9 protein-coding genes and 3 pseudogenes are annotated in these 9031 nt (G+C 64.2%); 11 read left to right on the plus strand and 1 reads right to left on the minus strand.

Annotated features, from left to right (window positions below):
- Window positions 1-268, minus strand: a pseudogene (locus EOA24_RS17705) (hypothetical protein); the annotation flags it as partial.
- 171 nt (window positions 269-439) lie between these two features.
- Here EOA24_RS17705 and map point away from each other — a divergent pair.
- The 11 genes and pseudogenes from map to EOA24_RS43115 form a co-directional block, all read left to right on the plus strand.
- A complete protein-coding gene (gene map, locus EOA24_RS17710; protein WP_126082325.1) occupies window positions 440-1267 on the plus strand; it encodes a type I methionyl aminopeptidase in 828 nt (275 codons plus the stop codon).
- Window positions 1268-1596: 329 nt separating this feature from the next.
- Complete coding sequence (locus tag EOA24_RS17715; protein ID WP_126082324.1) at window positions 1597-2283, plus strand: OmpW family protein; 687 nt, start codon at window positions 1597-1599, stop codon at window positions 2281-2283.
- Window positions 2284-2517: 234 nt separating this feature from the next.
- A complete protein-coding gene (radC, locus tag EOA24_RS17720) occupies window positions 2518-3270 on the plus strand; it encodes a DNA repair protein RadC (RefSeq protein WP_126082323.1) in 753 nt (250 codons plus the stop codon).
- Window positions 3271-3536: 266 nt separating this feature from the next.
- Window positions 3537-4715: a PfkB family carbohydrate kinase gene (locus EOA24_RS17725; protein WP_127409942.1), complete on the plus strand. Its 1179-nt coding sequence runs from the start codon at window positions 3537-3539 to the stop codon at window positions 4713-4715.
- A gap of 66 nt (window positions 4716-4781) precedes the next feature.
- The gene (locus EOA24_RS17730; RefSeq protein ID WP_126082321.1) at window positions 4782-5558 is read left to right on the plus strand and encodes a glutamine amidotransferase; all 777 of its coding nucleotides are present in this window, start codon (window positions 4782-4784) and stop codon (window positions 5556-5558) included.
- 28 nt (window positions 5559-5586) lie between these two features.
- Window positions 5587-6357 (plus strand): ATP-binding cassette domain-containing protein, encoded by a 771-nt coding sequence (locus EOA24_RS17735; RefSeq protein WP_127409943.1) that lies wholly within the window; start codon window positions 5587-5589, stop codon window positions 6355-6357.
- Window positions 6358-6521: 164 nt separating this feature from the next.
- Window positions 6522-7375, plus strand: a pseudogene (locus EOA24_RS17740) (autoinducer 2 ABC transporter substrate-binding protein).
- 67 nt (window positions 7376-7442) lie between these two features.
- Window positions 7443-7901 (plus strand): hypothetical protein, encoded by a 459-nt coding sequence (locus EOA24_RS43105; protein WP_245467024.1) that lies wholly within the window; start codon window positions 7443-7445, stop codon window positions 7899-7901.
- On the plus strand, window positions 7871-8368 hold the full coding sequence (locus EOA24_RS43110; protein WP_245467022.1) for an ABC transporter permease: 498 nt from the start codon (window positions 7871-7873) through the stop codon (window positions 8366-8368). The genes EOA24_RS43105 and EOA24_RS43110 overlap by 31 nt, the downstream gene beginning before the upstream one ends.
- Window positions 8365-8916 (plus strand): hypothetical protein, encoded by a 552-nt coding sequence (locus EOA24_RS17750; RefSeq protein WP_245467020.1) that lies wholly within the window; start codon window positions 8365-8367, stop codon window positions 8914-8916. The genes EOA24_RS43110 and EOA24_RS17750 overlap by 4 nt, the downstream gene beginning before the upstream one ends.
- Window positions 8916-9031 (plus strand): annotated as a pseudogene (locus EOA24_RS43115) (ABC transporter permease); the annotation flags it as partial. The gene EOA24_RS17750 and the pseudogene EOA24_RS43115, both read left to right, overlap by 1 nt.

Here is a 9031-nt window from a genome sequence, read left to right on the forward strand (position 1 = left end):
CGCCGGGATTGCCGCTGACAAGCTTTACGGGCAGCGGCCGGCTAGCCCGAACCTCAAGCGCCTGCGTCTTGCCGGAGGTCCTGAGCAGCGCGATCGTGTCGCCCTGGCGAGCGGCGCTGATGCTGGAGCCACCCTGGAGCGAGACCGCCGATGCAGAGATTCCGGCCTGGGCGAAGCCCAGCAGCGCGAGCATCAGCAGCGCCATCAGGCCCGCAAAAGCGATCCTGACCGGCAGCAGCTTCGATCTTTCGCATTCAGGTGCCGTCAAGCCGATCTCCAGATACCAGAACCGGCCCTAACCCATGGAATGCCAGAAGGAAAGCCGCAATGGACGGCGCAATCGCACTTCGTCCTTGAACCTTGCGGCTTCCGGTGCCAAATCTGGGGCAGATTCTGGCACTCGGCTTCCTCTGAAGCCAACGCCGGCAAACGGTCAAAAATGGTTACCTATCTCGACGCCTCCACGGCCCCCCTTCGAAACACCGGCCAGATCCGCCTCTATGGCGAGGAAGGTTTTGCCGGCATGCGCAAGGCCTGTGATCTCACCGCGCGCTGCCTTGACGAGCTGGTGCCGATGGTCAAGCCCGGCGTGACGACGGAAACCATCGACCGCTTCGTCTTCGAATTCGGCATGGACCACGGCGCATTGCCGGCGACGCTCAATTATCGCGGCTACACCAAATCGTCCTGCACCTCGATCAATCATGTCGTCTGCCATGGCATTCCCGACAACAAGCCGCTGAAGGATGGCGACATCGTCAACATCGACGTCACCTATATCCTCGACGGCTGGCACGGCGATTCCTCGCGCATGTATCCGGTGGGCACCATTAAGCGCGCCGCCGAGCGCCTGCTCGAAGTGACCTATGAATGCCTGATGCGCGGCATCGCCGCGATCAAGCCCGGCGCCCGCACCGGCGCCATCGGCGCCGCGATCCAGACCTACGCCGAGGCCGAGCGCTGCTCGGTGGTGCGCGATTTCTGCGGCCACGGCGTCGGCCAGCTTTTCCACGACGCGCCGAACATCCTGCATTACGGCACCGTCAATGAAGGCGTCGAGATGCGGCCCGGCATGATCTTCACCGTCGAGCCGATGATCAATCTCGGCCGCCCGCATGTGAAGGTCCTGTCGGACGGCTGGACGGCGGTCACGCGCGACCGCTCGCTGTCGGCGCAATACGAGCACACGATCGGCGTCACCGACGCCGGCTGCGAGATCTTCACGCTGTCGCCGAAAAAGCTCGACCGTCCCGGCCTGCCGGCCTAGGTTTCTTGCCGCTGGCGCTTTAGGCGCTCGCTTGACGTTCGTCCCCGAGAACCGGACCCGTGACTCCTTGGAGTCGCGAAGGGCATCTGGCGCTCGAGGAAGAGCGGCCAGGGCGACTTGCCGCATCATAGCTCCCGCTAGGGCCCTTCCTTCGAGTCGTTCCGGACAGCGACCCGCCGTGATCGTCATGTAGCATTTTTGTTACAGGCGACGTCGAATTGAAGGCAGCTCCAATTACTTCATCCGACCATTGACCTGGATCAACCGAGCATCTCTCCCAGGCTGTCATTGCTGCAGCGCACCGCATTTGAATTCCATGGAGAGATATTATGGTGAGAAACTGGGTTGGGCAGTGGCGGGGGATCGCAGTTGCCGCAGCGCTTGTCGTGGCAGGGATGCAGCAGGCCACGGCGGCGGACATACAATCCGTGACACAGAACGAGCCGCCTGTAGCAGCATCGGGTCCCTGGCAGATTCGCCTGCGCGCCTTGGGCGTGATCACGGACGACAAGGGCAACGTCAACGGAATCCCCGGCTCCGATCTTTCCTATTCGGATACCGTGACGCCGGAATTGGACATTTCCTACTACTTCACCGACAACGTCGCCGCCGAACTCATTCTCGGCACCACCTACGCCAATATCCACGGCGAGGGGACGATCAGCGGGTTGGGCAAGGTCGGCAAGGTCTGGGTGCTCCCGCCGACACTCACGCTGCAATACCACTTTACCGATTTCGGCGCCTTCAAGCCCTATGTCGGCGCCGGCCTGAACTACACGATCTTCTACAATCAGGATGCCGGCAGCGCTGACGCCCTCCATGTCAAGAACACGTTCGGCGGCGCTCTGCAGGTCGGGTTCGATTACATGCTGGATCAGCATTGGGGCGTCAATTTCGACGTCAAGAAGCTCTTTCTGGAGCCGAAATTCGACGTCACGGTCGGCGGCACGAACTTGACGGGCAAGGCCAAGCTCAACCCCTGGCTGATTGGCACAGGCGTCACCTACCGCTTCTGACATGGCGGGACGAAAGCCGGTTGCCGACATTGACTGGCCATGAGGAGGATGCCGTGTTGCACCCTCCTCTCACCTGGGATGCTGGCCCCTCCAAACCATCGCCGTTGGAGCAGGCGCCCACTATGACGGGCCGATGCAGGGATTTCGCGCTCGCGCCGAAAAAACTCGACTGCGTCCGGTCCGTCGGCTTACAGTTTCCTTCTGCCGGGCCTTTCCGGCCAAGGGCGGGCGACCATGGGGGAAACCAGCGACGACGAGCGGGGATTTTTCGCCGAGCTGCCCGTCCGGCGGCCCACCAAGGCCGCACCGATCGAAAAGCCGCACTATCACGGCCATCGCGATCGTCTGCGCGAACGCTTCGCCGCCGGCGGGCCGGACGCCCTCCCTGACTACGAACTGCTCGAGCTGCTGCTGTTCCGGCTGATCCCGCGCGTCGACACCAAGCCGATCGCCAAGGCGCTGATCGCCCGCTTCGGCTCGCTGGCCGAAGTGCTCGGCGCGCCGGCATCGCTGCTCGAGGAAGTCAAAGGCATCGGGCCGACTGTCGCAATCGATCTAAAAGTCATCGCCGCAACCGCGCAACGCATGGCGCGTGGCGAGGTGCGCGGTCGCGAGGTGCTGTCCAACTGGACGCAACTGCTCGACTATTGCCGCTCCGCCATGGCCTTCGAAAGCCGCGAGCAGTTCCGCATTCTGTTCCTCGACAAGAAGAATGGGCTGATCGCCGACGAGGTGCAGCAGACCGGCACCGTCGACCACACGCCCGTCTATCCGCGCGAGGTGGTGAAGCGCGCGCTCGAGCTCTCCGCCAGCGCCGTCATCCTGGTGCACAATCACCCGTCCGGCGATCCGACGCCGTCGCGCGCCGATATCGAGATGACCAAGCAGATCATCGATACGGCGAAGCCCCTCGGCATCGCCGTGCACGACCACATCATCATCGGCCGCAAGGGCAACGCCTCGATGAAAGGCCTGCTGCTGATCTGATCGGCTGCCGGAGATTGCCACGGGCTTGGCCGGCTACCGCAGATCGGGCCATGCGCCTGCCACGACTGGCGCGGCCTGCGGGACAGCGCGCAAAAAGGCTGGATTTGAAAATCGTTCAATTGCGCAAAGACTGATCCCTGCGACGGCTCCGGCGTGGATCAATCTTCTATCCAGGGAAGAGCGCGGCAGCTTCTTTAGAAGATAATTCCGTTGAGGCTCCGCACATCCACTGCTAGCGTTTGAAACGCTTCAATTGGATCACGCCTTTGCAACGCAAACGCCCGACCATTGCCGATGTCGCGCGAGCCGCCGGTGTTTCCATCGGCACGGTCTCGAACTTCATCAATGGCACGGCCGGCCTCAAGGAAGGCACGCGAGAGCGCATAGAGAAGGCGATCGCCGCCCTGATGTACCGGCCGAGCTCGTTTGCGCGCTCCTTGCCCGGCCGTGCCCCGCAGCGGCCGAAGAATCTCGACCATCTGCCCAGGCTCCTGGTCGCCGGACGGGTGAGCGCCGACTTCCTCTGCCGCGTCGAGGTGCTGCCGCATCGCGACGACCGGATCACGGCCAGCCATATCGACAAGGCGCTCGGCGGCCCCGCCGCCAATCTCGCGGTTGCCGCGGCCGGCGTCGGGGCGCCCTACGCGCTCGACGTGGAACTGGCGACGGCGGTCGGCGAGGACGCGGAGAGCGACTGGGCGCTGGGCGAGCTTTCCAAGCTGGGGGTGCACGCCTTGCCCATCCGCAGCACGCCCAACAACCGGCTCTCCCAGGCGATCGTCATTATCGAGCGGAACGGCAGCCGCACCATCATCAGCGAGCCTTTCGAGCTGGGCAAAGTCGACCTCACCGCCAATCTCGACATCCAACCCGAAAAGCGACCCGCCTGCCTTCACATCGAAGGCTTCCATTACGAGACGATGACGGCATCCATCGCGCGCTTCCACCAGGCCGGCTGGAAGGTGAGCCTGCATTCTGCCGGCCTGCCCAGGAGCGCGCGCACGCCTGAAATCTTCGCGCAGATGGTCGGGCAGATCGACCTGACCTTCATCAACGATGTGATGATCAGGGAGATCTACGGATTTCGCACGCGCATGGCGACCATGATCGAAGAGGTTCGCCTCATGCTGTCGCGCATCAAGCCGCGCGGCACGGTCGTGCTCACCCTCGGCGAGTTCGGCGCGGTGGTCTTTCCGGCGACCGGCGGACCGCAGATCGAGGTGCCGGCACTGCCCGTCAACCGGGTGGACGCGACCGGCGCCGGCGACAGCTTCGCCGGCATCTTCCTCAGCTTCTGGCTACATGGCGCGTCGCTGGAAACCGCTGCCCGCTACGCCGCGGTCGGCGCCAGCCTGACGACGACGGTCGAGGGCGCGCAAGGCTACATCGCCGACTTCGCGACACTAAAGGCCACCGCCGCGGCGAGCGCCATGATGGCCAGCTAAATCAATGGCTTACCGGCCCAGGCGGCTGGCAGGCGACGAACAGGCAATATCGGGAGAACATGGGTCATGGCGAAAACGAAAGTCCTTCTGGTCGGCGAGAGCTGGATGAGTTCGGCCACCCACTACAAGGGCTTCGACCAGTTCGGCAGCGTCACCTTCCATCTCGGCGCCACGCCTTTGGTCAACGCCTTGAAAGACAGCGAGTTCGATCTTGCATACATGCCGGCCCAGGAGGCAGTCGAGAAGCTGCCTTTCACCATGGGGGGCCTGTGGCAATACAAGGCGATCGTGCTCTCCGATATCGGCGCCAACTCGCTTTTGCTGCATCCCGATGTCTGGCTGCTCGGCAAGACCGTGCCCAACCGGCTCAAGCTGCTGCGCGACTGGACGCGAGGCGGTGGCGGCCTGGTCATGATCGGCGGCTATTTCAGCTTCCAGGGCATCGACGGCAAGGCCCGCTGGCACCGCACGGCCGTCGAGGACGCGCTGCCGGTGACCTGCCTTCCCTATGACGACCGGCTCGAAATCCCCGAGGGCTTTCGACCTCAAATCACCGGCCCCAGGGATCACCCGATACTTGCCGGCATCGAGGGCGAATGGCCGATCCTGCTCGGCGCCAACGAGGTCGTTGCCCGCGACCGCGACGATGTCGAGATCCTGGCGCGGCTGCCGCAGGATCAGGGCGGCCATCCGCTGCTGGTTACCGGGCGCCATGGCGAGGGGCGCACCCTGGTCTGGACGTCCGACATCGGCCCGCACTGGCTGCCGAACAGCTTCGTCGAATGGCCAGGCTATGCGCGGCTTTGGACCAATGTGCTGCGCTGGGTCAGCAAGGCCGCCTAGCCTATCCACGAATGCCGGAGAAACCGCCATGACGGCACCTTTTCTCGTCGCCAGGAACATCGCCAAGCGCTTCGGGGCGCTGACTGCCCTTGCCGATGTCGACCTGGAAATCAGGCCCGGCGAAGTGCTGGCGCTGCTCGGCGACAACGGCGCTGGCAAGTCGACTTTCATCAAGATCTTGGCCGGCGCTCATCCGCCGAGCGACGGCGAGCTTCTCATCGAAGGCAAAGCGGTCGCGTTCGCCTCGCCCAAGGATGCCGCGGCGTCCGGAATCGCCACAATCTTCCAGGAACTGGCGCTTTCGGAGAACCTTTCGATCGCCGAGAACGTCTTCCTCGGCCGCGAATTGAAACGCTCCATTTTTGGCATCCCTTTTCTGAAACGAGCGGAGATGCGCCAGCGCGTCGACGGCCTTCTGCAGGAACTCGACGCCCATATCTCCGATCCCGGGGCTCCGGTCGGCAGCCTGTCGGGCGGCCAGCGCCAAGCCGTCGCCATCTGCCGGGCGCTCAATCTCAACGCCCGGCTGGTCATCATGGATGAACCGACGGCCGCCCTTGCCGTCGCCGAGACCCGCAAAGTGCTGGCGCTGACTCGGCGCCTTGCCGGTCGAGGCTGCGCCGTCGTGCTGATCAGCCACAACATTTCCGAAGTCTTCGAGGTTGCCGACCGGATCGTGGTGTTCCGGCGTGGCCGCAAGGTGGCCGAACGCCTGGCCGCAGAGACCAATCACGAGGAAGTCGTTTCGCTCATAACAGGCGCCCATCCCGACGTGCGGGCGCTCGAAAAAACAAACTGACATGCACGTCATTCCAGAGAGGATCACACATAATGCTTTCACAACTCAGGAAAGTGCTCGCGGTCTCCGCGCTGTCGTTGGTCGCCGTGACGGCGGCGCATGCAGCAGACAAGCATAAGGTCGCCTTCGTCCCGCAGCTGATCGGCATCCCCTATTTCAACGCCATGGAGGCGGGGGGCAACCGTGCCGCCAAGGATCTCGGCGTCGATTTCGTCTATTCCGGCCCGGTCGACACCAACCCGGTCGACCAGCTGCAGATCGTGCAGAACCTGATCGACCAAGGCGTCGAAGCGGTCTCGGTCTCCGTTCTCGATGCTTCGAGCATCGCCCCGGTGGTGGAGAGCGCCAAGGCCAAGGGCATCAAATTGTTCACCAGCGACAGCGACGCGCCCGACAGCGGCCGCGCGGTCTATGTGGCGCAGGCGACCGACGAGGGCCTCGGCACCACGATCATCGACGAGCTGGTCAAGCGCGTCGGCGGGGACGCCACGATCGGCATCGTCTCCGGCGAGGCGACCGCGTCCAATCTCAACGCCTGGATCGGCTTCATGCAGAAGGAAGCCGCCGCCAAATATCCCAAGCTGAAGCTGCTCGCCCCGCAATTCGCCGGCGGCACGGCCGAGCGCGCCGCGCAGATCTCGGGCGACCCCATGGCCGCCAATCCCGATATCAAGGCCATCATCGCCGTCGCATCCTCGACCTGCCCGGGCGTTGCCCAGCGATCGAGACCGCCGGCAAGATCGGCTCGGTTATCGGGACCGGTTACTGCAGCCCGAACACCGCCCGCTCCTATCTGAAGAGCGGCGCCTTCGGCTTCACCGTGCTGTGGGATCCTGAACAGCTCGGCTACCTGACGGTCTGGGCCGGCAAGCAGCTTATCGACGGCAAGAGCTTCGAGGCCGAGAACAAGATTGCCGGCCTCGACAAGCCCGCCACCTATGATGCCGCCAAGGGCATTCTCCTGCTCGGGCCGCCGGCCGTCTTCACCACGGACAATGTCGACAAGTTCAACTTCTGAGCCTGACGTGAACGTAGTGCGGCAGTCTGGAACCGGTGTCTTCTCCATGAATGGGCGGGAGTGGTCTTTGCTTGTCGCCTGTTTGCTTGCGGTCGTCATCTTTTCTGTCGCATCGCCGCACTACGCGACCCCGGGCATCGCGGTCACCGTGCTGCGCAACAGCGTCGAACTGCTGCTGATCGGCCTCGGCATGACCCTGCTGCTCGCCATGGGCGGCATCGATGTCTCGATCGGCATCGTCATGGGCCTCGCGGCCATCGCCATCGGCCGCATACTTGGCGCCGATGGCAGCCCGTTCGTGGCGCTTGTCGCGGGCCCGCTCGTCGGGGCGCTGCTGGGCTGCGTGACGGCCGCCATCGTCGTCCTGGGCCGCGTTCCGGCCATCGTCGGAACGCTCGGCCTGTTTGGTGTCTACCGCACCGCCGTGTTGCGCTGCTTGGCGGGCAATGGCTTTCGGGCCTGCCCTCGAGCCTCACCGATCTGCTGGCAGCCACCGTGCTCGGCATCCCCGTGCCGGCCCTGGTGATCGCCGTTGCCTATCGGACTGTCTGGCTGGCACTGCGGCGCACGCCCTATGGTTTGCATCTGCTGGCGATCGGCAATTCGGAAGAAAAGGCGCGGCTTTCGGGAATTCCGGTGATCAAGGTCAGATTCCTGACCTTTGTCATCAGCGGCGTCCTGACCGGCATTGCCGCCACCTTCTATGTCGCAACCTACCGCAACGTCGAAATGTCGATCGGCAGCACCTCGGCGCTGGATGCCATCGCCGCGGTCATTCTCGGCGGCACAAGCATATTGGGCGGCCGCTGCAGCCTGCTCGGCACGGTGCTTGGCGTGCTCCTGCTCAGAATCCTCGAGAATGGCCTGCTTCTGATCGGTGTTCCCTCGCTTTGGCAGCCGGTCGTCACCGGCGTGCTGATCATCGGTGTGCTCGGCTTCGAAGCGGTCTCCAATCGCCTGCCTCTTACCCGGTTCCAGCGAGCCCGCGCATGAGAACGCTTCGGAACCTGCAGGGCCCGGCCCTGACCCTGGCTTTGCTGTGCGCGCTGTGGCTGATCGTGATTGTCGGCCTGCTGGCGCTCAAGCCTTCCGTCTTCAATCTCGGCACCGTAACCACCATTCTTCAGTTCTCGACCATCCTGGCGCTGGTCGGCCTCGGACAGGGGATGGTCATCCTGGCCGGCGGCACAGGCATAGACCTATCGGTCGGCGGCGCGGTTTCGCTCTCCGCCATCATCGCCATGCTGTCGCTCAAACTGGGCTTGCCGCCGGTCCTGCTGCCGGCCGTCTGCATCCTGGCCGGCGCGGCGCTCGGCGCCCTCAACGGATTGCTGGTGAACGGCCTGGCGCTGCTGCCCTTCATCGCGACGCTCGGTACCTTCTTCGTCTATTCCGGCGTGGCGCTTGCCGTCACCGGCGGCGCGGCCCAGTCGGGCGTGCCAGGATGGCTGCTTGGTTGGGGCGCGGTGTCGTCGCCGGCATTCCCGTGCCCTTCCTCACCCTGGCCATCCCCTGCTTCGCGCTGGCCGGCCTTGTGCTGATGGCGACGGCCTGGGGGCGCTGGATCTACGCGATGGGCTTCAACGAACGCTCGGCCAGGCTGGTCGGCATTCCTGTCGATCGCGTGCGCTTCATCCTCTACGCCCTGAGCGGCGC

This window comes from Mesorhizobium sp. M2A.F.Ca.ET.039.01.1.1 (assembly GCF_003998035.1).
Taxonomy (GTDB): domain Bacteria; phylum Pseudomonadota; class Alphaproteobacteria; order Rhizobiales; family Rhizobiaceae; genus Mesorhizobium.

Bases quoted from the DNA above. Each gene is read 5' to 3' on its own strand.
- map (WP_126082325.1), top strand. From the start codon at position 440: ATGGTTACCTATCTCGACGCCTCCACGGCCCCCCTTCGAAACACCGGC.
- EOA24_RS17715 (WP_126082324.1), top strand. From the start codon at position 1,597: ATGGTGAGAAACTGGGTTGGGCAGTGGCGGGGGATCGCAGTTGCCGCA.
- radC (WP_126082323.1), top strand. From the start codon at position 2,518: ATGGGGGAAACCAGCGACGACGAGCGGGGATTTTTCGCCGAGCTGCCC.
- EOA24_RS17730 (WP_126082321.1), top strand. From the start codon at position 4,782: ATGGCGAAAACGAAAGTCCTTCTGGTCGGCGAGAGCTGGATGAGTTCG.
- EOA24_RS17735 (WP_127409943.1), top strand. From the start codon at position 5,587: ATGACGGCACCTTTTCTCGTCGCCAGGAACATCGCCAAGCGCTTCGGG.
- EOA24_RS17750 (WP_245467020.1), top strand. From the start codon at position 8,365: ATGAGAACGCTTCGGAACCTGCAGGGCCCGGCCCTGACCCTGGCTTTG.